This window comes from Kitasatospora sp. NPDC088742 (assembly GCF_055584905.1).
The window spans coordinates 46387-69802 of the sequence record NZ_JBVJLD010000022.1 but is presented as its reverse complement, the minus strand read 5'-3'; the positions used below and the strand labels follow the sequence as shown (position 1 = coordinate 69802).

Genomic DNA, 23416 nt, shown 5'->3' with positions numbered 1-23416 from the left:
ACATGGGTGTGGGGGGCACCCCAACCTGCGGTGTGCCCCCCACGGAGACGAGCTACTTGCGGCCGGCGTTGATCAGGGCCGCGTGCTCCTGGAGCGACATCACACCGACGTCGCCCCGCAGCAGTGCGTCGGTGCCCTGCACCGCCGCGCCCATCGCCTGAACGGTCGTCAGGCACGGGACGCCGCGCGCCACCGCGGCCGTACGGATCTCGTAGCCGTCGAGGCGGCCGCTGTTGCCGTACGGGGTGTTGATGATGAGGTCCACCTCGCCGTCGTGGATCAGCTGGACGATGGTCTTCTCACCGTTCGGGCCCTCGCCCTCGCTGTGCTTGCGCACCACGGTGGACGGGATGCCGCCGCGCTGCAGCACCTCGGCGGTGCCGGAGGTGGCGAGCACCTCGAAGCCGAGGTCGACCAGCGCGCGGGCCGGGAAGACCAGGTTGCGCTTGTCGCGGTTGGCGACCGAGACGAAGACCTTGCCCTTGGTCGGCAGGGCGCCGTACGCGCCGGCCTGGGCCTTGGCGTAGGCGGTGCCGAACACCTTGTCGATGCCCATGACCTCACCGGTCGAGCGCATCTCCGGGCCGAGCACGGTGTCCACACCGCGGCCGTGGATGTCGCGGAAGCGGCTCCACGGCATCACGGCCTCCTTGACCGAGATCGGGCAGTCGGCCGGCAGGGTGCCGCCGTCGCCCTCGGCCGGGAGCAGGCCCTCGGCGCGCAGCTCGGCGATGGTGGCGCCGAGCGAGACCCGGGCCGCCGCCTTGGCCAGCGGCACCGCCGTGGCCTTGGAGGTGAACGGCACGGTGCGCGAGGCGCGCGGGTTGGCCTCCAGGACGTACAGGATGTCCCCGGCCAGGGCGAACTGAATGTTGATCAGACCGCGCACGCCGACGCCCTTGGCGATGGCCTCGGTCGAGGTCCGCAGCCGCTTGATGTCGTAGCCGCCGAGGGTGATCGGGGGCAGCGCGCAGGCCGAGTCGCCGGAGTGGATGCCGGCCTCCTCGATGTGCTCCATCACGCCGCCGAGGTAGAGCTCCTCGCCGTCGTAGAGGGCGTCCACGTCGATCTCGACCGCGTCGTCCAGGAAGCGGTCGATCAGCACCGGGTGCTCGGAGATCAGACCGGCGTGCCGCTCCAGGTAGGAGGCGAGCGAGGCCTCGTCGTAGACGATCTCCATGCCGCGGCCGCCGAGCACGTACGAGGGACGCGCCAGCACCGGGTAGCCGATCTCGTCGGCGATCGCCTTGGCCTCCGCGAAGGAGAAGGCGGTGCCGTGCTTGGGGGCCGGCAGGCCCGCGTCGCGCAGCACCCGGCCGAAGGCGCCGCGCTCCTCGGCCAGGTCGATGGCCTCGGGCTGGGTGCCGACGATCGGCACGCCGTTGTCCTTGAGCGCCTGGGCCAGGCCGAGCGGGGTCTGCCCGCCGAGCTGGACCAGGACACCGGCCACCGGGCCGGCCTGCTGCTCGGCGTGGACGATCTCCAGCACGTCCTCCAGGGTGAGCGGCTCGAAGTAGAGCCGGTCGGAGGTGTCGTAGTCGGTGGAGACGGTCTCCGGGTTGCAGTTGACCATGACGGTCTCGTACCCGGCCGCGGCGAGCGCGAAGGAGGCGTGCACGCAGGAGTAGTCGAACTCGATGCCCTGGCCGATCCGGTTCGGGCCGGAGCCCAGGATGATCACGGCGGGCTTGGAGCGCGGGGCGACCTCGCTCTCCTCGTCGTAGGACGAGTAGAAGTACGGGGTCTTGGCGGCGAACTCGGCGGCGCAGGTGTCCACGGTCTTGAAGACCGGGCGGATGCCCAGCGCGTACCGGACCTCGCGGACCACGTCGGTGCGCAGCCCACGGATCTCACCGATCTGCTGGTCGGAGAAGCCGTGCCGCTTGGCGTGGCGGAGCAGCTCGGGGTCGAGCTTCTCGGCCTCGGCGAGCTCCTCGGCGATCTCGTTGATCAGGAAGAGCTGGTCGACGAACCACGGGTCGATCTTCGTGTTGTCGAAGACCTCCTCCGGGGTGGCGCCGGCCCGGATCGCGTCCATGACGGTGTTGATCCGGCCGTCGGTCGGGACCTGAGCCTTCGTCAGCAGCGCGGCCTTGTCGCCGAGCTCGCCGACCCAGCTGAACTGGGAGCCCTTCTTCTCCAGCGAGCGCAGCGCCTTGTTCAGCGCCTCGGGGAAGTTGCGGCCCATCGCCATCGCCTCGCCGACCGACTTCATGGTCGTGGTCAGCGTGGCGTCGGCGCTCGGGAACTTCTCGAACGCGAACCGGGGCACCTTGACCACGACGTAGTCGAGCGAGGGCTCGAAGGAGGCCGGGGTCTTCTCGGTGATGTCGTTGGGGATCTCGTCCAGGGTGTAGCCGACCGCCAGCTTGGCCGCGATCTTGGCGATCGGGAAGCCGGTGGCCTTGGAGGCCAGCGCCGAGGAGCGGGAGACCCGCGGGTTCATCTCGATCACGATGATCCGGCCGTCGACCGGGTCGATCGCGAACTGGATGTTGCAGCCGCCGGTGTCGACGCCGACCTCGCGGATGATCGCGATGCCGATGTCACGGAGCGTCTGGTACTCACGGTCCGTCAGGGTCATCGCCGGGGCGACGGTGATCGAGTCACCGGTGTGCACGCCCATCGGGTCGAAGTTCTCGATCGAGCAGACCACCACGACGTTGTCGTTCTTGTCGCGCATCAGCTCGAGCTCGTACTCCTTCCAGCCGAGGATGGACTCCTCCAGGAGCACCTCGGTGGTCGGCGAGAGGGCCAGGCCCTGGCCGGCGATGCGGCGCAGGTCCTCCTCGTCGTGGGCGAAGCCGGAGCCGGCGCCGCCCATGGTGAAGGAGGGACGCACGACGACGGGGTAACCGCCCAGCGTGTCCACGCCCTTGAGGACGTCGTCCATCGAGTGGCAGATCACCGAGCGGGCCGACTCGCCGTGGCCGATCTTGGCGTTGACCGCCTCGACCACGCCCTTGAAGAGCTGGCGGTCCTCGCCCTTGTGGATCGCCTCGACGTTGGCGCCGATCAGCTCGACGCCGTACTTGGCGAGGGTGCCGTTCTCGTGCAGCGAGATCGCGGTGTTCAGCGCGGTCTGCCCGCCGAGGGTCGGCAGGAGCACGTCGGGGCGCTCCTTGGCGATGATCTTCTCGACGAACTCCGGGGTGATCGGCTCGACGTAGGTGGCGTCGGCGATCTCCGGGTCGGTCATGATCGTGGCCGGGTTGGAGTTCACCAGGACGACCCGCAGGCCCTCGGCCCGCAGCACGCGGCAGGCCTGGGTGCCGGAGTAGTCGAACTCGGCGGCCTGGCCGATGACGATCGGGCCGGAGCCGATCACCAGGACGGACTTGATGTCAGTGCGCTTCGGCACGGGTCAGCTCCCTGCGGTGGTGCGGGCCGGGGCGCCGGCCATCAGGTCGACAAAGCGGTCGAAGAGGTACGCGGCGTCGTGGGGACCGGCCGCGGCCTCGGGGTGGTACTGGACCGAGAAGGCGGGGGTGTCCAGGCACTGGAGGCCCTCGACCACGTCGTCGTTCAGGCAGACGTGGGAGACCTCGGCGCGGCCGAACGGGGTGTCGGAGACCCGGTCCAGCGGAGCCTCCACGGCGAAGCCGTGGTTGTGCGCGGTGACCTCGACCTTGCCGGTGGTGCGGTCCTGCACCGGCTGGTTGATGCCGCGGTGACCGTACTTCAGCTTGTAGGTGCCGAAGCCGAGCGCGCGGCCGAGGATCTGGTTGCCGAAGCAGATGCCGAAGAACGGGGTCTTCTTGGCCAGCACCTCGCGGGCGACCGCGACCTGGTGGTCGGCGGTGGCCGGGTCACCGGGGCCGTTCGAGAAGAACACGCCGTCCGGGTTCACCGCGTACAGCTCCTCGGCGGTGGAGTTGGCCGGGAAGACGTGCACCTCGATGCCGCGCTCGGCCATCCGGTGCGGGGTCATGCCCTTGATGCCGAGGTCCAGCGCGGCGACGGTGTACTTCTTCTCACCGATCGCCGGGACGACGTAGGTCTCCTTGGTGGCGACCTCGGCGCACAGGTCGGCGCCCTTCATCTCGGGCGCGCGGCCGACCCGGGCCAGCAGCTCGGCCTCGTCGGCCAGCGCCTCGCCGGAGAAGATGCCGACCCGCATCGCACCGCGCTCGCGCAGGTGGCGGGTGAGCGCGCGGGTGTCCACTCCGCTGATGCCGACGATGTTCTGACGGACCAGCTCCTCGTCCAGCGAGCGCTCGGAGCGCCAGTTGGAGGTGACCCGGGAGGGGTCGCGGACCACGTAGCCGGAGACCCAGATCTGCGAGGACTCGTCGTCCTCGTCGTTCCAGCCGGTGTTGCCGATCTGAGGGGCCGTCATGACGACCACCTGGCGGTGGTAGGACGGGTCGGTCAGGGTCTCCTGGTAGCCGGACATGCCGGTGTTGAAGACCGCCTCGCCGAAGGTCTCGCCGACCGCGCCGTAGGCCTGGCCGCGGAACACCCGGCCGTCCTCCAGGACGAGCACGGCGGGGATGCGCTCCCGCCTGTGGCGCGTGGTGGTGGGGGCAGGTGCGGTCATTTGGCGGCCTCTTCTTCCGTCTTCTTCGTCGTACGTCGTGTCACCAGAGCCTCGACCGCCTCGACCCAGGCGGTGTGCTCCTCAGGGTGGTCGGCCCGGAAGCCGGAATCCAGCGCGACACCCTGGTTGTCCCAGGTGACGACGAGGAGTCCGGCGGGCACGACCTTGCCCGCGATCCCGGAGTCCGTCCGGGCGGCCGTCAGGCTGCCGGCCGGGATCCAGAGGTCCACGTCACCGGGCCGGCGGACCAGCAGGCCCCGCTCGGTGAGCGTGAGTTCGGCCAGGCTGCGGGTGCCGAGGCCGTGCGCGACGACCCGGTCCAGCCAGTTCCCGGCGGTGGTCGAGCCGTGGTAGCGGCCCTTCGCCTCCAGCAGCGGGCTGCCCGGGTCGGCGGGCACCTCCGGCAGCGGGGGCAGGTCGGACTGGAGCGTGCGGCGCCAGTTCCAGCCCTGCCGCATCAGCCAGTAGACGAGGCCGACCAGGATCGCCAGGCCGGCCATCCACCCCAGGTACGGGGTCCAGTCGGTGATCTTCGCCTTCTCCTGCGCGAGTTGAACGATCGTCACGAGGCACCGCCCAGCTCGGTCAGGGCCCCGGCCAGCACCGTGGCGGTGCCGCGCAGGAAGGTGGCGTGCACCTTCCCGGGCAGGTCAAGCCCCTTGAAGGGGGTGTTGCGGCTGCGGGTGGCGAAGGCGTCGGGGGTCACGGTCCCACGGTACGCGGGATCGAACAGCACCAGGTTGGCGGGCTCACCGACCGAGACCGGGCGGCCCTGGCCGGTGAGCCGGCCGATCCGGGCCGGGCGGTGCGACATCCGGTCCGCGACGCCCTGCCAGTTCATCAGACCGGTGTCCACCATGGTCTGCTGGACCACCGAGAGCGCGGTCTCCAGGCCGACCATGCCCATCGCGGCCACCGCCCAGGCGCAGGTCTTGTCCGCCTCGGGGTGCGGCGCGTGGTCGGTGCCGACCGCGTCGATGGTGCCGTCGGCCAGCGCGGCGCGCAGCGCGAGCACGTCCTCCTCGGTGCGCAGCGGCGGGTTCACCTTGTAGACCGCGTCGCCGGTGCGGACCAGCTCGTCGGTGAGCAGCAGGTGGTGCGGCGTCACCTCGGCGGTCACGTCCCAGCCCTGGGCCTTGGCCCAGCGGACGATCTCCACCGAGCCCTTGGTGGAGAGGTGGCAGACGTGCAGCCGGCCGCCGGTGGCCGCGGCCAGCGCGACGTCGCGGGCGATGACCGCCTCCTCCGCGACGGCGGGCCAGCCCGGCAGGCCGAGCTCGGCCGAGACGCTGCCCTCGTTCATCTGGGCGCCCTCGGTGAGGCGGGGCTCCTGGGCGTGCTGGGCGACCACGCCGTCGACGCTCTTGGCGTACTCCAGCGCGGCGCGCATCATCACGGCGTCGTCCACGCACTTGCCGTCGTCGGAGAAGACCCGGACGGCGGCGGCGGAGCGGTGCATGCCGTCCCAGTCGGCCGCCTCCTTGCCCTCCAGGCCGACGGTGACGGCGCCGACGGGGTGCACGTCGCAGTAGCCGGCCTCCAGCGCGAGGCGGTGGACCTGCTCGACCACCTCGGCGGTGTCGGCGGTCGGGGTGGTGTTGGCCATCGCGTGCACGGCGGTGAAGCCGCCCATGGCGGCGGCCTGAGTGCCCGTCAGGACGGTCTCGGCCTCCTCCTTGCCGGGCTGGCGCAGGTGGGTGTGCAGGTCCACCAGGCCGGGCAGCACCAGCAGGCCGCGGGCGTCGATCTCGACGTCGGCCTCGACGGCCAGGTCGGTGCCGATGGCCTGGATGACGCCCTCGGCGAGGTGCAGGTCCTGCGGGGCGCCGCCCAGGATCTGGGCGTTGCGGATCAGGTACGTGGTCATGGCTGTGGCTCCGGGGGTGTTCGACCGGGGGTGTGTCGGTACGGGGGTACGAGGCAGCGCGGCGGGACGGGCGCGGGGCACCGTCCGGCCGCTACTCCCCGGAGGGGTCGGCGGCGAAGGCCTGGGAGGAGCGGGCCGCGTAGTCGCGGTCCCCGACCAGCACGGCGTCCCGGCCGTCCACGTCGGCGAGCCGGACCTGGACCGCCTCGCGCAGCGAGGTCGGCAGGTTCTTGCCCACGTAGTCGGCCCGGATCGGCAGTTCGCGGTGGCCGCGGTCGACCAGCACGGCGAGCTGCACGGCGCGCGGGCGGCCGATGTCGCTCAGCGCGTCGAGCGCGGCGCGGATGGTGCGGCCGGAGAACAGGACGTCGTCGACCAGGACGACCAGCTTGCCCTCGATCCCGTCGGCCGGGATCTCGGTGTGCTCGGCGGCCCGGGCGGGCTTCAGCCGCAGGTCGTCCCGGTACATGGTGATGTCCAGGGTGCCCATGGGTATCTCGCGGCCGGTGATCTGGGCCAGCTTGGCCTGCAGCCGGCGGGCGAGGTGCACCCCGCGGGTGTGGATGCCGAGCAGCACGACGTCCTCCGCGCCCTTGGCGCGCTCGACGATCTCGTGCGCGATCCGGGTGATCACCCGGGCCACGTCGGTGGCGTCCAGCACCTGGTGCGGTGGACGCGCTGTGTCAGTACGTGCGGTCATGCCGAAGCCGACCTCCTTCCCCGCCTCACAGGACGGGCTTTAAAGGATGTCCGTGGAACGACTCCGGGCTGCGCCGGAAGCCGCGGCCATCGTAACAGGGCGATCATGTCTGCCTGGTCAGGGCCCCACCGGGCTGCCAATCGCACGAGTGCACCATTCGGCTTGACGCAACTACCTCACTCTACGTAACCTCACAGTGAGTTACGAGACGGCCGCCGAACCCACCGGTAACGCAGCCGGGTCAGGCGGCCGAACCACCAGCCCGCTCGTGCTCACCCTTCAACGCGAAGCAATCTCGTCCGGGGAGACCAATGTCCAGCGACTACGCGAAGCAGCTCGGGGCCAAGCTCCGGGCGATCCGCACTCAGCAGGGGCTCTCCCTGCACGGCGTCGAGGAGAAGTCCCAGGGGCGCTGGAAGGCCGTGGTGGTCGGCTCGTACGAGCGTGGCGACCGCGCGGTCACGGTGCAGCGTCTCGCGGAGCTGGCGGAGTTCTACGGCGTCCCGGTCCAGGAGCTGCTGCCCGGCGGCACCCCGGGCGGCGCTGCCGAGCCGCCGCCGCGCCTGGTGCTCGACCTGGAGAGACTGACCCAGGTGCCGTCCGAGAAGGCCGGCCCGCTGCAGCGCTACGCGGCCACCATCCAGAGCCAACGCGGCGACTACAACGGGAAGGTGCTGTCGATCCGTCAGGACGACCTGCGCACCCTGGCCGTGATCTACGACCAGTCCCCCTCGATCCTCACCGAGCAGCTGATCAGCTGGGGCGTGCTCAACCCGGACGCGCGCCGCGCGGTGCGGGAGGAGGACGTCAGCTGACCTGACGTCACATGCAGAAACGTCACGGCGGAGTAGGCCCTCACGGGCCCGCTCCGCCGTTCGCGCGTACCGGCCCCGGTCAGCACACCGTCCCCAGGGCGAACCCCGGCGCGGCCACCACCCCGTCCAGCTCCACCGCCGCCGGCACGTACCCGTACCCGCCGCCCTGCCAGGCCCAGGCCACCGGCCGGTACTCCCCGCAGCCCGAGCCCTGGGTGCCGTGCAGCAGCGCCGCCCCCGGCAGCTCCCGGTACAGCCCGGCGCAGAGCACCGCGCAGACCAGGTCCAGGTCCTCGTCGTTGATCCGCACCACCCCGTCCTCCCAGTGCAGGATCCGGGCCTCCGCCGTCAGCCGCCCGCCGGGCGCCTCCACCACGCAGCGGAACTCGTACGTCCCCGGCCCGGCCCCCACCAGCATCCGGCGGAACACCTCCGCCCCCGCCTGGTAGGCCCGCCGCACCGCCGGGTCGGCGTCCCCCTCGGCCGCGTACAGTCCCCCGTCCAGCAGCAGGTCCGCGTGCCGCAGCGTCAGCCCGTTCTCCCGCGCCCGGAGCAGCCGCGGCAGGAAGTCGCCGCTCAGCTCCTCACCCTGGTACGGCAGCAGCTGGGTCTGCAGCGGCGGGTTGACCAGGTAGCGGTCCCGGGAGACCGGCTCGGCCGGGTCCAGCCCGTGCAGCAGGCAGAACTCCGCGAAGTCCTGCGGGTGGAACACCCGCGCCTGCACCGTCCCGAAGCTGCGCCGGGCCTCCTCCAGCAGCACCGCCGTGTCCAGCAGGTAGGCGTCGTAGTCCGGAGCGTCCGTCAGCCGCCACTCCCGCACCCGGTCGAAGTCCTCCGGGCCGGCCAGGATCCCCGTCACGAACGCCTGCTCCTCGTGGCGGTCCTGGTTGGAGGTGCAGCGGGCGGGGCGGGCCGGGCGACCGTTACGGCTCATCGGAGGCTCCTGATGGTTCGTCAGCGGCGGGGTGCCGCTGACCTCCTACCTCCCCCTCCCCGGCCATCGCACACGCACCGCACGTCACAAGCCTGTAACCGTCCGTGACACAGCCGACACCGGGAGCGCATGAGTACGGGTACTCATGCGCCCCTCCCCCGCGCCCCCGCACACTGCTCTGCGGGGGGAAGCGGGATGCCGGGATCACGTGTGCCGCGGGCGGCCCTGGTAGGCCTGGTGAGCGGTCTGCTGCTGATCGGATCGGCCCATCTGGCCGCCCTGATCCCGTGCACGGGCTGGAACTGCCTGGGATCGCTCTTCTTCGGCGTGCTGGCCGCCGGGGCGGTGGTCTTCGCCCTCGGCTGGACCGCCCTGCACCTGCTCGGCGTCCGCCCGTCCTGGCGGGTGGCCCTCCCCACCGGTGCCCTCGACCTGGCCTGTTACCAGCTCACCGCATCGACCTGGCGGGCCACCGCGCAGACGGACACGGTCGTGTACTTCATCCGGTCCGGCGGGTCCGTGGTCACCCTCACCAGCGAGGGCCGCGAGGTCACCGACGACACCCTGGCCGCGATGGCCGCCAGCCTCGCGGTGCGCGACGCCTCCTACTTCGGCTGACGCGGCGCCCGGGCCAGCTGCCGGGACTGCGCGACCAGCCGCCCCGAGGCGTCCCAGATCTCGCAGTCCTCCTCGAACTGACCCGCCGCCAGGTTCTTGGTGGAGTGCACCACGCGCAGCCAGCCGGGCACCGGCCGGGCCCGCAGATGGACCGTCAGTTCGATGGTCGGCGCCCAGCCGGGCATACCGAGGTCGAAGGTGACCGGCGGCAGCGCGTCGGCCACCAGCAGCAGCGAGAGCGGGTCCGGCTCCCGCCCGTCGGCCAGCTTGAACCAGCCCTGGATCAGCCCCCGCCCCGACGGCTGCCCGAGCGCCCAGCCGACGCTCGCCGGGTCCAGCCGCAGGTCGAACCGCTCCAGCAGCGCGGCCTGCGAGATCAGCTGCGGCGGCGCGTGCTCCACCCCGACGCACTGCTCCACCGGCGGCAGCTGCGGCGCCACCGCGGTGGTCCGCACCTCCCCCTGATGGGTGCTCAGGTCCCCGTAGGTGGCGAGCACCCGCAGCCGCTCCTCCCCGCCCTGGCTCAGCGAGGCCGTCGCGGTGGAGAGCGAACGCCCCCGCCGCACCGACTCCGTCCGCACCTCGGCCGGCCCGGGCACCGAGGCCGACAGGTAGTACCCGCTGATCGACACCGGATCCGGGTGCTCGGGGTGCTCCAGCGAGAGCGCGTGCCCGGCCACCGCCAGCAGCAGCCCGCCGTTCACCCCGCCGCCGATCTGCCAGCCCTCCCCGAGCTCCGCCCGGTACGCCCCCGGGCCGTCGGAACTGAGGGCGATGCCCTGGTCGAACTCGCTGAGGGTCGCGGTGGTCATCGGTGGAGCCGCCTTCACAGAGCAGTTACCCGTCAGTAGCCACCATAGGCCAGCCACCCCGGGGAACGACAGAGCCGCCGGACCCCCGAGGGGGTCCGGCGGCTCCGGTGCGGGCTCAGTCGCGACGGATGGTCGGCTTGAGCTCCAGGAAGCGGGCGAGCAGGCCGTTGACGAAGGCCGGGGAGTCGTCCGTGGAGTACTCCTTGGCGATCTCGACGGCCTCGTCCAGGACGACCGCGTCCGGGACGCCGTCCTCCCAGATCAGCTCGTAGGCACCGAGGCGCAGGACGTTGCGGTCCGCGATCGGCATCCGGTCGAGGGTCCAGCCCACGGCGTAGGTCGAGATCAGCTCGTCGATCTTGCGGGCGTACTGGACGTACCCCTCGATCAACTGCATGGTGTACTCGGCGACCTGCGGAATGCCCTCGTCCGGCTTGGGGTCGCGCGCCCGCGCGATCCAGTCGGCGAGCACCCGCTGGGGGTCGACCCCGCGGTGGTCGGCCTCGAAGAGGATCTGGAAAGCCCGGGTGCGGGCCTTGGTGCGCGCAGCGGACACGGTTACTTGACCCGGCCCAGGTAGCTGCCGTCGCGGGTGTCGACCTTGACCTTCTCACCGGTGGTGACGAAGAGCGGCACCTGGATCTCGGCGCCGGTCTCCAGGGTGGCCGGCTTGGTGCCACCGGTCGAGCGGTCGCCCTGCAGGCCCGGCTCGGTCTCGGCGATCACGAGCTCGACGGAGGTCGGGAGCTCGACGTACAGCGGGGAGCCGTTGTTCTGCGCGACCAGGGCCTCGAAGCCCTCGAGCAGGTACTTGGCGGCGTCGCCGACGACCGACGGCTCGATGGTGAGCTGGTCGTAGGTGTCCATGTCCATGAACACGAAGTTGTCCCCGTCCTTGTACGAGAACTGCATCGTGCGCTTGTCGACGTTGGCGGTCTCCACCTTCACGCCGGCGTTGAAGGTCTTGTCGACGACCTTGCCGCTCAGGACCTCCTTGAGCTTGGTGCGCACGAAGGCCGGGCCCTTACCGGGCTTCACGTGCTGGAACTCGACGACGGACCACAGCTTGCCGTCGATGTTGAGGACCATGCCGTTCTTGAGATCGTTCGTGGAAGCCACGGGCGCACTAACTCCTGGATATAGCTGTCAAGGAACCAAGGGATTGCGCGTGCCGCGGCCGCCGGGGCGGCTACAGCGCGAGGAGCTCCTTGGTGGTGATGGTGAGCAGCTCGGGCCCGCCCTCTTCGAGGGGGCGCACCACGAGCGTGTCCTCGATCCGGACTCCGCCCTTTCCGGGGATGTGCACCCCGGGGCCGACGGTGACCGGCACGCGATTGTCCAGTTTACCCATGTCCGCGGGCCCGAGACGCGGCGCCTCCCTGATCTCGAGCCCGATGCCGTGACCGAGCGGGTGCGCGGCGTTGCCGACGTGGCCCCCGGACCGGAGGATCTCGCGGGCCGCGAGGTCCGGCGCGTGCTGAAGAACGCCCGGCCCGAGCGCCTCCCGGCCGGCCCGCTGGGCGCGGAAGACCAGCCGGTGCAGGTCCACCTGCCAGGGGGCGGGGGCGGCACCGATCACGAAGGTGCGGGCGGTGGAGACGCGGTAGCCCCGGTACTGGGCGCCGAGCACCACGGTGAGGAAGTCGCCCTCCTCCACCCGGCGGTCGGTGGGCAGGTGGGCCTCCTGGCCGGAGTGGCTGCCGGTGCCGACCGAGACCGGGAACGCGGCCCGGTCCGCGCCGTGGTCGATCATCCGGCGCTCCAGCTCCATCGCCAGGTGGCGCTCGGTCCGCCCGACCAGGATCGACTCCAGCAGCTCGCCCAGCGCCTGGTCGGCGATCTCGGCGGCGATCCGCAGATCCGCGATCTCGTGCTCGTCCTTGACCACCCGCTGCCGCTCCACCGCGCGGTCCAGGTCCATCAGGTCGACCCCCTTGGCCAACCCCGCCACCGCGCGGTGCCGGCTGACCGTCAGGTCGTGCTCCTCCACCGCCAGGTCACGCACCCTCAGCCGGGCCGCCGCCTCGGCGGCGGCCAGCGCGGTGTCGCTCTCGCTCGGCACCAGCACCCGCGAGAGCTCGGGGTCGTCCGGCATCAGGTGCTCACCGGTGTCGTCCGGCGGCAGGTCCTCGGGCAGCGCGAGCAGCGCGCGGTCCCGGGTGAGCAGGAGGCTGGCCCCGCAGGGGGCACAGCCGGTCAGGTACCGGACGTTCGCGGGACGGGTGATCAGCGCCGCATCGGCGCCGGAGGCGCTGCAGTGCTGCCTGAGCCGTTCCCGCCGGGCCGCATGTGCATCAACCATGCCCCGAGCCTAAGAACCCCCGCCCACCCCCGCCCGCCGAACGCACCCGAAGGTGGGCGCCCCGGCCCGCCCGGGCCGCCCGCAGGGCGGTCAGGGACGCGGGGAACTGCGCGAATCGGAAGACACAGACCCGTGTGCCGGGTACGGACGCTCACTTGCAAGTGCTTCTCCGTACCCGGCACACGGGTCTCCTCCCTCCGATTCGCGCAGTTCCCCGCGCCCCTGGGTCGCTGCCCTGCCGAGCGCGGCCCGGCGCGGCAAGGGTCACGCCGTGGGGCGCCAGCCGAAGGCCGGGGCGAGCTTGGTCGCGATGTCGGTGAGGATCTGGACGTAGTCCTGGTGGTCGAAGCTGAAGGGCAGTGCGAAGACGACTTCGTCGACCGCCTGGAACCCGGCGTGGGCGTACAGCCGCTCGGCGATCTCGGCGGACGTCCCGACCAGGTCCGGTGCGAACATCATCCGGGCCGGCCCCTGCGGGGTGGCGGTGCGCGGAAGCCGGTTCCGGGCGTAGTCCAGGTACTTGGCGCGCTGTTCGGGCGAGGCACTGTCGGTGGGGATGACCACCAGCCCCTGGGACACCCGGGCACGCGCACCCTCCGGGTGGTGGCCGCGGAAGGCGTCGATCTGCGAGCGCTGGATCTCGGCGAAGTCCTCCGACTCCTCCGCCCGCACCACGTTGCTGGTCAGCAGGTTCAGACCCTGCTCTCCCGCCCAACGGGCCGAGCGCAGGCTCCCGCCGCCGTACCAGACGCGGTCCGCCAGGCCGGGTGCGACGGGCTGGACCCGGTCGGAGTACACCTCGATGCCCTCGACGCCGCTGAAGTCGGTGGCGGGCTCGCCCTTGACGAAGTCCAGCAGGCGTCGGACCCGCTCGTAACCGAACTCCTCGGCCTCGGCGGTGTCCGGGTACAGCGCGGGGGCGATCCGGTCCCAGTAGCCGGGCCGGCCGACGCTGACACCGGGGTTGAGCCGGCCCCCGGAGAGGAGGTCGACGGTCGCCAGGTCCTCGGCCAGCCGCAGCGGGTTCTCCCAGCCCAGGGGGATGACGGCGGTGCCGAGTTCGATCCGCCGGGTGCGCTGCGTCGCCGCCGCGAGTACGGCTATCGGGGAGGAGATCCCGTACTGGAGGTGCCGGTGGCGCACCCACGCGCCGTCGAACCCCAACTGCTCGCCCAACTCGATGATCTGGAGCGTCGACTCGTGCCCCTTACCGGGGTCGGCGGGGTCGAACAGCCCGATGGTCAGGAAACCCAGCTTGCGAAGGGGCTGCGAAGGCGAGGGCACCGGGGGTCCTCCGTTCTCCGCGAAGGCGCGGTTCGACTGGCACGGGCACCCGGCCACACTCACACGCACCTGACGGACGATCAAGAGGCAGCCCGGAATGGCCATCGGAGGCAACACACCCGTCACATCCCACCAGCGCCTCCGCCCCGGGCGGCCCGGCCCGAAGGGCCCCGGGGCGCGAGGAACTGCGCGAATCGGAAGGTACGGACCCGTGTGCCGGGTACGGAGAACCACTTGCGAGTGAGCGTCCGCACCCGGCACACGGGCCACCGCCTCCCGCAGCGCGCAGCTCCCCGCGCCCCCGAGGCCATCACCTAGTGCCGTGCCCGGCACTAGGTCCACAACTTCTAGCTCCGCAGGACCTCGCGGAGCGCCGCATCGATGCTCGCCGAGATGTCCGTGACCGGGTACTGGACCTGGCGGACCACCCGGTCCGGGCCGATCACCAGGGTGAGGCGCTTGAGGCGGGGGGTGCCGCCGGCCCGGAGGGTGGGGAGGCGGAGGGCGGCGGCCAGTTCGAGGGCGGCGTCGGAGAGCAGGGGGAAGGCCAGCCCCTCGGCCTCGGCGAAGGCGCGCTGTTCGTCGGTGCGCTGGGTGGAGACGCCGTGCACGGTGGCCCCGGCGGCGGTGAACTCGGCGAGGCTGGCCTGGTAGCCGCGGGATTCGAGGGTGCAGCCGGCCGCGCCGGGGACGGTGCCCCAGCCGGGCGGGTAGAGCTCGGGGCGGGCGAAGGCGCCGGGGAAGCAGTAGAGGACGGTGAGCCCGGAGACCGGGTCGAGCGGCCCGTCCGCCGAGGGGAGCAGGAGCTCGGGGACCCGGGTGCCGAGCAGCGCGTGGACCCGCTCAGCCTCGCGGGAGTGCCCGTCGGCGGTGGCGGTGTAGGTGCCGTCGCCGAGCAGCCAGGTGTCGCCCCAGTCCTGGAGGGCGACCAGGGCGGGGAGCAGCCCGCGCCCGCGGTCGGTGAGGCGGTACTCGTAGCGCGGCGGGCGGGTCTGGTAGGGCTCACGGCTGAGCACACCGGAGTCCACCAGCAGGGCCAGACGCTCCGTCAGGACCTTCCGGGAGAGGCCGAGTTCGTGCTGGAGACCGTCGAAGCGGTGCTGGCCGCGCGCGATGTCGCGGACGATCAGCAGCGTCCACGCGTCGCCGACCACGTCCAGGGACTGGGCGACGGCGCAGTTCTCGTCACCGGGCCCGCCTCGTCTGGGCACCCGACCTCCTCCACCGAACAACCTCGACCACGATGCCGTTGACCCTCACCCTCCCATGCTGGCATATTCCGTTCCCTAAAGGAACTGACCAACGGGGGCAGAGCAACGTGCGTGCGGTACCCAAGGCCGTCTGGCTGCTGTCGGCGGGCATCTTCGTCAACACCATGACCGCCTTCACCTTCGTCTACCTCTTCCTCTTCCTGACCACCGAGCGCGGCATCGGGGTCGCCGAGGCGGGCCTGGTGGCGGGCGTGGGCGGGATCGGGTCGGTGGCGGGGAACTTCACCGGCGGCTGGTTCGGCGACCATTTCGGCCACCGGCGGGTGCTGCTGGCCAGCTCGGTGGTCTCCGGCGCCGGGCTGATCGTGCTGCCGGTGCTGCCGGTGGCCGGGCTGCTGGTGGTGCTGCCGGTGTCGATGTACGCCTCCGGGGCGGCCCGGGCGGCCAACTCCACCCTGGTGACCGCCGCCGTCCCGGCCGGGGCGCGGCGGCAGGGCGTCGCGGTGATGCGCTTCGCCTCGAACGCGGGCCTCGCGGTCGGCGCCCCGCTCGGCGGTCTGATCGCGGCTCAGGTCTCGTACGGGTGGCTGTTCCTGGCCGACGGGATCGGCACCCTGCTGTTCGCCGGGTACGCGGCGCTGGTGCTCACCGCCGATCCGGGGAAGGCCGAGCGGGCCGCCGTCGCCGCCGGGGGCGAGTCGCTGTGGAGCGCGCTGCGGGCCCGGCCCGCGCTGCTGGTGCTGCTCCCGGCCATCGTGGTGATCGACACCGTCTACCGCCAGCAGTACGGCACCCTGCCGGTCTTCCTGCGGGACCACGGCATCGGCAGCGGCGCGTACGGCGCCCTGATGGCCGTCAACGGCGGGCTGATCCTCTGTCTGGAGCTGCCCGCCACCGTGGCCCTGCGCAAGCACGCCCCGCTGCGGATCATCGGCACCGGCCTGGCCCTGGTCGGCCTCGGCTACGGGCTGCTGGTGCTCGGCGCCTCGGTCTGGCTCGCGGTCGCCACCATGGCGCTGCTGACCCTCGGCGAGATCCTCTACAAGACCCCGGCGACCGCCTACGTCGCGGACTGCGCCCCGCTCCACCTGCAGGGACGCTTCCAGAGCCTGTACGCGGGCGCCTCGATCAGCGGCACCGTGCTCGCCCCGGCGGTCGGCGGCGCGGTGTACGACGCGGCGCCCGGTCTGCTCTGGCCGCTCTGCACCGGGGCCGGCCTGCTCGCGGGCGCGGCGGTCCTGCTGGCCGCCTCCCCCGCCCTGCGCTCCCGGTCCTCGCGGCCCGCGCCGGCGGCCGCGGGGGCCGAGGTCCTGGAGAACGCCTGACCGGCCGTCAGGGCTTCCTCCGCAGCAGGGCCTTGAGCCACCCTCCGGTCTCCATCAGGCTCCAGCCGATCGGTACGGGCTTCGTCGGGACGCAGCGCGGCGAGACGGTCGCGTTCTGCACCTCGATCGAGGCCTCGTAGACGCGCAGGTCGCCGCCGGCGGCCCGCTTCAGGTCGATCCGGTAGACGATCCTGGCGAGCCGCAGGCCGCCCGGGTGCGCCCAGGTCTCGGTCGTCATGATCACCTCCACCCCGGGGGCCTTCTGCGAGAACAGGTCGCGGATCGCCTGCTCGATGCCGAGCCGCTGGAGCTTCTGGTTGACCTCCTCGGGGGCGTAGCGGATGCCCTGCGCGCTCTCCGCCCCGGTGATGTTGCCCTGGCTGTGGGCCCGTTCCCAGCCCGGCACGTTCACCTCCACGCCGGGCGGCAGCAGGTCCTCGGTGCGCAGCCGGCCCGGCGAGCGGCCGACCCGGCTGCGGATCACGGTGGCGCCGTCGGCCCGGGTGGTCTCGAAGAGCACCTGCCCGCCGGCCGGGCCCTTCTTCGGGACGCCGCCGGAGCCGCCGCCCTTGGTCTGCAGGACCTCCGGCGCCACGTCCGGGATCATCGTGCCGTCCGGGGTGACCAGCCCCAGCTTCAGCCCCGGCAGGCCGGGCGAGGCCAGCACCCGCCTGGCCACCCCGGTGGCGCCCTTGCCGACCCGGTGCAGCAGGATCGCCGTCACCACGTCGACGGTGAGCTTGCTGACGGCGGTGGCCAGGTGTTCACCGGCGGCGTCGAAGTCGGAGTCCGAGGTGGCGTTCAGGGCGGTGGACAGGAAGGCCGCCACGTGCCGGATGATCTGGAGCGCCTCCTGACCACCCATCACCAGCCCCGCGACCACCAGACCGGCGACCAGCACGTCGGCCACCCAGCCGGCCGGGGTGAGCTGCGAGGCGACGTAGACCGTGGTGAAGCCCGCCATCATCGCGATCGACTCGGGCGTCTTCAACTCCTCGATCCTGGCCGCGAACCCGGGGCCCAGGTGCTTGAGCGAGGCGTCCAGCGCACGGATCAGCTTCTCGGCCGCCGCCAGGTCCGCCACCGTCGCGGGGCGGCCGACGTCCCAGGGCGGCGGCGTGCCCGGGAAGCGCGCGGCCCAGGCCTGCTGGAGGCCCTGCCGGACCGCCTCCGCTTCCTGCCCCCCGGCCCCGGCCTGGCGGGAGTGCGAGACCAGCGCCCGGAGGATCTCCTCGGGGAGCTGCTGACCGGTCACCGCGATCTGCCCGGGCGTGCGGCCGCCGAGCAGCCGGTACGAGCGGGCCACCGCCAGCGGGAGCAGCAGCGGTGAGAGCCCGACGTTCTCGAAGTAGGCCGCGACGGACTCCGGGTCACCGCCGGTGGCCTTCGGCAGCAGGGCCAGCACCTCCCGCCGCTGGTCCTCCGGCAGGCCGGCCTCCGCCATCCAGGTGCGCAGCCCGAGCAGGTCGTCGGCGGTCGCCCGGCCCGCCATCGCCCGGTCGACCGCGGTCAGGGCGATCTCGATCCGGGAGCGGGCGTGCGGCCCGAGCGGGTCGGCGGCGGCGAGGTTGGACACCAGGTAGGAGTGCCAGGCCCGGCCAAGCCGGGTGAGGCGGGCCAGCATGCCCGCCATGTTCATCCCGTTGAGCATCGCGAAGGCGGTGCCGAACTCGCCCTCGGCCAGCTTGCCCTCCAGCCCGTCGCCGCCCGCCGGGCCGGGGCGGCGGAGCAGGGCCTCCAACTCGGCCCGCTGGTCGGCCGGCAGGGCGGCGGCGTCCATCAGGAGTGCCACCTGCATCCGGTCGCTGCCGGTCGGCCCCTTCGGCCCGGCCCGGAACTGCACGGCCCGGGCCACCGCCTCGATCCGCTTCGCACCCGCCGGTCCCAGGTGCGCCTGATCCCCCGTCAGCCCGGTGAGCAGGGCGGGCAGCAGGCCGCGCGCCGCGGCCCGGGTCAGCACGGCGATCAGCGCCGTCATGCTCTGGCCGCCCAGCCAGCCGAGCGCCGCGGTGAGCTCCCCGGCCGCCGCCCGGTCCAGCGCCTGGTCGCCGTACGAGCGCTGCGCCACCCAGGCGCCGACCGCCTGGTTCCCGGCCGCGCGCTGCATGGCCAGCAGGGCGTGCTCGGGCCGGTGCGGCGGCCGGGGCTCGGCGGGCCGCCGCGACCGGTCGGCAGGGTCACCGTGGGCGCGCATCACCCTCCACCGTGGCCGAACCCGCGCATTCCGCCCTGCCCTTTGGGGCAGCCGACGGGGCCGGGGCGGCCTCCCCGACGGCCTGCTGAGCGCTCGTCAGCCGGAGTTGACGGACCGCGCGTACCGGAACCGTCGGGGGTGGTGATGTGAGAAGGTCGTGCCGCCCCGAACCGTCCAGGAGGTAGCCGCGGATGACCCGCCTCGACCGCTGGGAGTGCCTCACCCAGCTCCCGCTGATGGTGCTGTCCGTGGTCTTCGCGGTCGCCTACGCCGTGCCGATCCTGCACCCCGAGGCCGGGGCGGCGGTGCTGCACGCGGCCTGGTGGACGGAGTGGGTGGTGTGGGCCGCGCTCACCCTCGACTACCTGGTCCGGCTCTACCTGGCCGAGGAGCGCTGGCGGTTCGTCCGCTCGCAGCCGCTCTCGCTGCTCGCCGTGGTGCTGCCGCTGGCCCAGCCGCTGCGGCTGCTGAGGCTGGTCGCGCTGGTGCTGCTGGCCGGGCAGCGGGTGCGGATGGCCGCCCAGGTGCGACTGACCACCTACGTGGTGGGGGCGGTGATCGGGCTGCTGGTCTTCGGTTCGCTGGCCGTGCTGGACATCGAGCGCTCCTCGCCGACGGCCAACATCCGCACCCTGGGCGACGCGCTCTGGTGGTCCTTCACCACCATGACCACCGTCGGGTACGGCGACCACACCCCGACCACCGGTCTCGGCAGGCTGCTGGCGGTCGGGCTGATGCTCTCGGGCATAGCCCTGCTGGGCGTGGTGACGGCGAACATCGCCGCCTGGTTCATCTCGCGCGCCGACGCCGACGACCGCATGGACCAGGTCAACCACCAGGCGATCCGCGAACTCACCGAGGAGGTCCGCGAGCTGCGCCGCCAGGTGGCCGAGCTGGCGGCCGCCGCGCCGGGCGGACTGGTCGGCACTCCGTCAGGTCAGGGGGAATGGACGGGGGCGGGGTCGCGTTGAGGCCAGGTGAAAACGGTTTCCAGTCGGCGACGGCCGGGAGCCCTGAACCGAGGAGGACCGGTATGGCCAGCACCGACCTGCGCCCGATCGTGAAGCTGAAGTCCACGGCCGGGACGGGCTACACCTACGTCACCAGGAAGAGCCGGCGCAACGACCCGGACCGGATGGTCCTGCGGAAGTTCGACCCGGTCGCCCGCGAGCACGTGCTCTTCCGCGAGGAGCGCTGACGCCTCCGAGCGAGGAGCGCTGACCGCGAGGCGCTGACCTGAGCGCCCCGGCCGGCCCCGGGCGGCCCCCGTACGGGGAACCGCCCGGGGCCGCTCCACGTCCCCACCTGCGGGGCGGCGACGGGTGCGCCCGCCCCGGTTGCTAGCATCCGGTCCTCGGCGCAGCTCGGCCGGTACGTCGGAGGGGGCAGGGAGATGGCACGTCCACTGGCCGCGGGCCTGCTGGCCGCGTCCGTGGTGCTGACGGCGGCTCAGACCGCACGGGCCGCCGAGGTGCACAACGGCAGGATCACCACCACGCTCTCCGGGGTGCCCGCCACCCTGCCGGTCGGCGGCACCTTCGAGGTCACGCTGACCGTCAACTCGACCTCCCCGCACCGCATCCAGCCCGGCGGTTTCTCACTCACCGTCAGCACCAACGCCCGCACCGGCGGCGTGCCCACCGACGGGATCACGGTGCTCTGGCAGGACCCGGCGAACGGCGGCTGGCGCCCCTCCGACCGGGTGGACCCGGCCGGCCGGTGGAGCCTGGCCGAGCCGCCCGGCGCCGTCACCGTCCAGCCGCGCGGCACGCTGACCGTCCGGGCGAAGGTCACCGTGGCCGGCAAGGCCGCCAAGGGCAGCTACCAGCTCACCAGCAGCGGCCTGGACTCGCCGGTGCTGATCAGCACCGGCGAGGACGAGGCCACCGGCGGCCTGGAGGGCAAGGAGCAGGCCCAGGCCGTCTTCCAGTACGGCGGCCCCGCCCCGAGCCCCTCCCCCAGCCGCTCCGGGCACAGCTCCGCACCACCGAAGAGCACCGACCGGCCCTCCGCCACCAGCCCTGCCCCGGCCCGGCCCTCCGCCACCGAACCGGCGCCCGCCGCCGCACCGGCCGCCGCCACCGGGCCGGACCAGCTCTCGCTCTGGGCCGCCGGGCTGCTCACCGTCGCGCTGGCGGTGTTCACCGTGCACTCGATCGTCCGGCGCCGGCGGCGCTGACCTTCCCTCCGGGGCCGACGGGCCGCACTGATCGGGAAATCGTCGATCTTGCCTATACTCACGGGATTCTGACGGAGCATCTGGCGGGGGACGGTCATGAAGTTCGCGCATCGGGCGCATGCCTTGGCGGCGGCAGCGGCACTCGCGCTGCCCCTGATGGCAGGCTGCGCCGGCAGTAGTGACGGCGGCGGCAGCAGCGTGGTGGCCACCGGGGCGGCACCGCCGCCGGGCAGCGAGGCAGCGGCCGGCCAGGCTCCGGCCGACGGGAGCACCGGGGGCACCGGGGGCACCGGCGATTCGGCGTTCCGCGGCAAGGACCTGGTGATCAGTGCCGGCTGCACCGTGCCCGCGTCCCGGCCCGCCACGGTGTGGGTCCGCGGGTTCGACCCGTCGACCTGGAAGAAGGTCGCCTCGGTGGAGTTCACGCTGCCCGCGCAGGTGGTGATCGACAAGCGGGATCACGAGGAACTGAGCGCCCTGTACTCGCTGTGCGCGGCGAACCTCCCGCACGAGGAGCCGAGCGGCGGCCGTGCTGTCTCGGACGCGGCGTTCGGGCCGCGGGTCCGGCAGCTCTTCGACCGCGACTTCACCCGGCTCGCCGTCGTGACCGCAGACACCAAGACCGGTGCCGGTCACGTCGGATTCGTCGACCGCGCGGGCAAGTTCACCGACCTCACCGGGGACGGCGACGGCTTCGCCACCACACCGAAGGAGCAGGACGCGCTGTTCGCCCCGGACGGCGAGAGCGTCTGGTTCACCCACCGCGACGCCGCCCGCAAGCAGCACATCGCCAACCGCTCGACCTCCGGCTCCCACCAGCTCACCGAGCAGTGGGCCGGTGAGCCGCCCTCCAGCCAGGGCAACGTCCTGCTGCTCGGCGGCTCCCCGCTGCGCGGCCTGCTCGGCCCGGTCGCGCGCTTCAGCCCCGACGGCAAGCGGGTCGCCGGCTTCGTCCTCGGGCACGGCCGCAGCATCGCCCGGGTCACGGCCAGCGGTCCGACCTCGACCGAGGGCATCCTTCCGCTCCCCGGCTACGAGTGCGAGCCGGCCGGCTGGGTCGACAACCACACCCTGCTCTGCGGGTACGACTCGGAGTTCCCGGACGAGAAGAAGCACCTCAACAACTTCTGGACCGTCGACGTCGACCAGTTGCGCCCCCGGGAGTCGAGCAAGGAGACGGACGGCGCCGGGCCCGACCTGCTCCCGGTGACCGACCGTCAGAACCTCCCGCTCGCGGTCTCACCGGACGGCAAGCGGCTGCTCTTCCGCTCCGTCCAGGGCAAGGTCGAGCAGTCGTACGTCACCGCCCTCACCACCGGAGCCCAGCCGCAGCGGGTCACCACCGAGGACGCCGCCACCGCGCTCGGCTACGGCGACGTCGTCCTCGAGTGGCGGTGATCGTTCTGTCTGTCCTGCGCGGCCGGTGCGGACCGTCCTTCCCGGGGTGGACGAGGCCGGGCAACGGTTCGGCCACCGACGGGTGAACAAGTCGCGGTTCGCCGCACGCCGCGCGCCCCCCTGCGGGATAACGGTGCCCGAACAGGCTCGCCGCACTCCCTCGAAGGACCGCCGCCCATGCCGCTCAAGAACTACGGCGTGCTCTCCGCCCGCGCCGTCGCCCGCCGCCGCGAAGGCGCCACCGACACCCCGCACTACCAGATCCACCTGCGCGACACCCACGGCACCGAGTACCGGGCCGCCGTCAACGTCCAGTCCCAGCAGGCACCTTCGGAGCTGCTCTACGCGGTGGTGGACGACTTCCGCCACCCGGTCACCGGGCTGCTCCCGGCCACCGGCACCGGCTGGACGCCGCTGCGCTCCACCGCCGGCACCGCCGCCGTGGACTTCATCCGGGGCAACCTCTTCGACCCGGCGACGCTGCGCACCCTGCCGCCGGACCTGCCGGGCGTGGACAACGACCTGGCCGACCTGCTGGACCACTTCGTGCTGCGCGCCGTGGCCGACCCGGGGGCGGTGCTGCACGTCTTCGGCGAGCGCTTCGGCCCGGAGCCCGGCAAGCCGGACAAGGTCTTCGGCTTCGAGCCGGGCAACGGCGTGCACGACGTCCACATGAACCAGGGCAACAGCGGCCGGTTCAAGAGCGACGACGGCGTCCACCAGGACGGTGCGCTGCTGGTGCACCTGCCCGCCGAGGACCGCTGGATCGCGGTCTTCCTGGCCTTCCAGTCGCAGGCCTGGCACACCGACGACACCACCGGCCACACCCTGCCCGGCACCCCGGGCCGCCCGGACGACCACACCCCGGCCGGCCTGCGGATCGTCTCCGCGCTGGTCAACCCGGTCGGGACGGACCGCGGCCGGGAGAAGGTCACCGTGCTCAACACCTCCGCCGCCCCGGTCGACCTGACGGGCTGGCAGCTGGCCGACCGCTCCAAGCGCCGCCTGCCGCTGCCCGCCCAGCGGCTGGAGCCCGGTGCGAGCCTCGCGGTGACCGGCCAGGGCACCTTCGAGCTGGAGAACGGCGGCGGGGTGATCACCCTGCTGGATCCGGCCGGGCTGAAGGTGCACGGCGTCTCGTACACCGCCAAGCAGGCCAAGCAGGAGGGCCGGACGCTCACGTTCTGAGGGGCCTCCCAGCCGCGAGGCCGCCCGCCCGGGTGTGCTCCCCGGGCGG

Annotated in this window: 21 protein-coding genes; 8 read left to right on the top strand and 13 right to left on the bottom strand. The window is 72.7% G+C overall.

The annotated features are described in order from the left end of the window. Positions 1-52: 52 nt before the first annotated feature. The 5 genes from carB to pyrR form a co-directional block, all read right to left on the bottom strand. Positions 53-3361, bottom strand: coding sequence for a carbamoyl-phosphate synthase large subunit (gene carB / locus ACZ6ZR_RS18940; protein ID WP_465643711.1), 3309 nt, complete (start codon positions 3359-3361; stop codon positions 53-55). Between the two features lie 3 nt (positions 3362-3364). Then, a complete protein-coding gene (gene carA / locus ACZ6ZR_RS18935; RefSeq protein WP_465643709.1) occupies positions 3365-4540 on the bottom strand; it encodes a glutamine-hydrolyzing carbamoyl-phosphate synthase small subunit in 1176 nt (391 codons plus the stop codon). Then, complete coding sequence (locus tag ACZ6ZR_RS18930) at positions 4537-5040, bottom strand: PH-like domain-containing protein (RefSeq protein WP_465643803.1); 504 nt, start codon at positions 5038-5040, stop codon at positions 4537-4539. Before ACZ6ZR_RS18930 ends, carA begins: the two co-directional genes overlap by 4 nt. A 62-nt stretch (positions 5041-5102) precedes the next feature. Next, the gene (locus ACZ6ZR_RS18925; RefSeq protein WP_465643707.1) at positions 5103-6407 is read right to left on the bottom strand and encodes a dihydroorotase; all 1305 of its coding nucleotides are present in this window, start codon (positions 6405-6407) and stop codon (positions 5103-5105) included. A 91-nt stretch (positions 6408-6498) separates the two neighbouring features. Continuing rightward, on the bottom strand, positions 6499-7107 hold the full coding sequence (pyrR, locus tag ACZ6ZR_RS18920; protein ID WP_465643705.1) for a bifunctional pyr operon transcriptional regulator/uracil phosphoribosyltransferase PyrR: 609 nt from the start codon (positions 7105-7107) through the stop codon (positions 6499-6501). Positions 7108-7418: 311 nt separating this feature from the next. On the opposite strand from pyrR, the gene bldD reads away from it, so the two are divergent. Beyond that, on the top strand, positions 7419-7922 hold the full coding sequence (gene bldD, locus ACZ6ZR_RS18915; protein WP_396295619.1) for a transcriptional regulator BldD: 504 nt from the start codon (positions 7419-7421) through the stop codon (positions 7920-7922). A gap of 79 nt (positions 7923-8001) precedes the next feature. Here the strand turns inward: bldD and ACZ6ZR_RS18910 are convergent, their stop codons facing one another. Next, positions 8002-8856, bottom strand: coding sequence for a hypothetical protein (locus ACZ6ZR_RS18910; RefSeq protein WP_465643703.1), 855 nt, complete (start codon positions 8854-8856; stop codon positions 8002-8004). Between the two features lie 195 nt (positions 8857-9051). Between ACZ6ZR_RS18910 and ACZ6ZR_RS18905 the strand changes: the two genes are divergently transcribed. Beyond that, the gene (locus ACZ6ZR_RS18905) at positions 9052-9474 is read left to right on the top strand and encodes a hypothetical protein (protein WP_465643701.1); all 423 of its coding nucleotides are present in this window, start codon (positions 9052-9054) and stop codon (positions 9472-9474) included. On the opposite strand, the gene ACZ6ZR_RS18900 is transcribed toward ACZ6ZR_RS18905, so the two are convergent. From ACZ6ZR_RS18900 to ACZ6ZR_RS18875, 6 genes are all read right to left on the bottom strand, one after another. Then, positions 9462-10286: a thioesterase family protein gene (locus ACZ6ZR_RS18900; protein WP_465643699.1), complete on the bottom strand. Its 825-nt coding sequence runs from the start codon at positions 10284-10286 to the stop codon at positions 9462-9464. The two genes, ACZ6ZR_RS18905 and ACZ6ZR_RS18900, sit on opposite strands and share 13 nt — an antisense overlap. A gap of 115 nt (positions 10287-10401) precedes the next feature. Then, positions 10402-10842, bottom strand: coding sequence for a transcription antitermination factor NusB (nusB, locus tag ACZ6ZR_RS18895; protein ID WP_465643697.1), 441 nt, complete (start codon positions 10840-10842; stop codon positions 10402-10404). A gap of 2 nt (positions 10843-10844) precedes the next feature. Beyond that, complete coding sequence (efp, locus tag ACZ6ZR_RS18890) at positions 10845-11405, bottom strand: elongation factor P (protein ID WP_465643695.1); 561 nt, start codon at positions 11403-11405, stop codon at positions 10845-10847. A gap of 70 nt (positions 11406-11475) precedes the next feature. Further along, positions 11476-12588: a M24 family metallopeptidase gene (locus tag ACZ6ZR_RS18885; RefSeq protein ID WP_465643693.1), complete on the bottom strand. Its 1113-nt coding sequence runs from the start codon at positions 12586-12588 to the stop codon at positions 11476-11478. 264 nt (positions 12589-12852) lie between these two features. Further along, a complete protein-coding gene (locus ACZ6ZR_RS18880; RefSeq protein ID WP_465643691.1) occupies positions 12853-13872 on the bottom strand; it encodes an LLM class flavin-dependent oxidoreductase in 1020 nt (339 codons plus the stop codon). Positions 13873-14219: 347 nt separating this feature from the next. Next, positions 14220-15083, bottom strand: coding sequence for a winged helix-turn-helix transcriptional regulator (locus ACZ6ZR_RS18875; RefSeq protein ID WP_465643689.1), 864 nt, complete (start codon positions 15081-15083; stop codon positions 14220-14222). Positions 15084-15190: 107 nt separating this feature from the next. Here ACZ6ZR_RS18875 and ACZ6ZR_RS18870 point away from each other — a divergent pair, with 107 nt between their 5' ends. Beyond that, positions 15191-16408, top strand: coding sequence for an MFS transporter (locus tag ACZ6ZR_RS18870; RefSeq protein ID WP_465643687.1), 1218 nt, complete (start codon positions 15191-15193; stop codon positions 16406-16408). Between the two features lie 7 nt (positions 16409-16415). Here ACZ6ZR_RS18870 and ACZ6ZR_RS18865 read toward each other — a convergent pair whose 3' ends face one another. Continuing rightward, entirely contained in the window at positions 16416-18602 is a 2187-nt protein-coding gene (locus ACZ6ZR_RS18865; protein ID WP_465643685.1) for a polymorphic toxin type 4 domain-containing protein, read from the bottom strand. A 191-nt stretch (positions 18603-18793) separates the two neighbouring features. Here ACZ6ZR_RS18865 and ACZ6ZR_RS18860 point away from each other — a divergent pair, with 191 nt between their 5' ends. The 5 genes from ACZ6ZR_RS18860 to ACZ6ZR_RS18840 all read left to right on the top strand — a co-directional run bounded on the left by ACZ6ZR_RS18860 (position 18794) and on the right by ACZ6ZR_RS18840 (position 23367). Then, positions 18794-19573, top strand: coding sequence for a potassium channel family protein (locus ACZ6ZR_RS18860; protein WP_465643684.1), 780 nt, complete (start codon positions 18794-18796; stop codon positions 19571-19573). Between the two features lie 62 nt (positions 19574-19635). Next, entirely contained in the window at positions 19636-19800 is a 165-nt protein-coding gene (gene rpmG / locus ACZ6ZR_RS18855; protein ID WP_465643683.1) for a 50S ribosomal protein L33, read from the top strand. Positions 19801-19995: 195 nt separating this feature from the next. After that, on the top strand, positions 19996-20781 hold the full coding sequence (locus ACZ6ZR_RS18850) for a hypothetical protein (protein ID WP_465643682.1): 786 nt from the start codon (positions 19996-19998) through the stop codon (positions 20779-20781). A 96-nt stretch (positions 20782-20877) separates the two neighbouring features. Beyond that, positions 20878-22179: a hypothetical protein gene (locus ACZ6ZR_RS18845; protein ID WP_465643681.1), complete on the top strand. Its 1302-nt coding sequence runs from the start codon at positions 20878-20880 to the stop codon at positions 22177-22179. Between the two features lie 177 nt (positions 22180-22356). Beyond that, positions 22357-23367, top strand: coding sequence for a DUF2278 family protein (locus tag ACZ6ZR_RS18840; RefSeq protein ID WP_465643679.1), 1011 nt, complete (start codon positions 22357-22359; stop codon positions 23365-23367). The last annotated feature ends 49 nt before the right edge of the window (positions 23368-23416 follow it).

Coding starts and splice junctions, on each gene's coding strand:
- ACZ6ZR_RS18930 (WP_465643803.1), bottom strand. CDS start 5,040: ATGGCCGGCCTGGCGATCCTGGTCGGCCTCGTCTACTGGCTGATGCGG.
- ACZ6ZR_RS18905 (WP_465643701.1), top strand. CDS start 9,052: ATGCCGGGATCACGTGTGCCGCGGGCGGCCCTGGTAGGCCTGGTGAGC.
- ACZ6ZR_RS18885 (WP_465643693.1), bottom strand. CDS start 12,588: ATGGTTGATGCACATGCGGCCCGGCGGGAACGGCTCAGGCAGCACTGC.
- rpmG (WP_465643683.1), top strand. CDS start 19,636: ATGGCCAGCACCGACCTGCGCCCGATCGTGAAGCTGAAGTCCACGGCC.
- ACZ6ZR_RS18925 (WP_465643707.1), bottom strand. CDS start 6,407: ATGACCACGTACCTGATCCGCAACGCCCAGATCCTGGGCGGCGCCCCG.
- ACZ6ZR_RS18860 (WP_465643684.1), top strand. CDS start 18,794: ATGACCCGCCTCGACCGCTGGGAGTGCCTCACCCAGCTCCCGCTGATG.
- ACZ6ZR_RS18850 (WP_465643682.1), top strand. CDS start 19,996: ATGGCACGTCCACTGGCCGCGGGCCTGCTGGCCGCGTCCGTGGTGCTG.
- carA (WP_465643709.1), bottom strand. CDS start 4,540: ATGACCGCACCTGCCCCCACCACCACGCGCCACAGGCGGGAGCGCATC.
- pyrR (WP_465643705.1), bottom strand. CDS start 7,107: ATGACCGCACGTACTGACACAGCGCGTCCACCGCACCAGGTGCTGGAC.
- ACZ6ZR_RS18840 (WP_465643679.1), top strand. CDS start 22,357: ATGCCGCTCAAGAACTACGGCGTGCTCTCCGCCCGCGCCGTCGCCCGC.
- ACZ6ZR_RS18865 (WP_465643685.1), bottom strand. CDS start 18,602: ATGCGCGCCCACGGTGACCCTGCCGACCGGTCGCGGCGGCCCGCCGAG.
- ACZ6ZR_RS18900 (WP_465643699.1), bottom strand. CDS start 10,286: ATGACCACCGCGACCCTCAGCGAGTTCGACCAGGGCATCGCCCTCAGT.
- ACZ6ZR_RS18910 (WP_465643703.1), bottom strand. CDS start 8,856: ATGAGCCGTAACGGTCGCCCGGCCCGCCCCGCCCGCTGCACCTCCAAC.
- bldD (WP_396295619.1), top strand. CDS start 7,419: ATGTCCAGCGACTACGCGAAGCAGCTCGGGGCCAAGCTCCGGGCGATC.
- ACZ6ZR_RS18845 (WP_465643681.1), top strand. CDS start 20,878: ATGAAGTTCGCGCATCGGGCGCATGCCTTGGCGGCGGCAGCGGCACTC.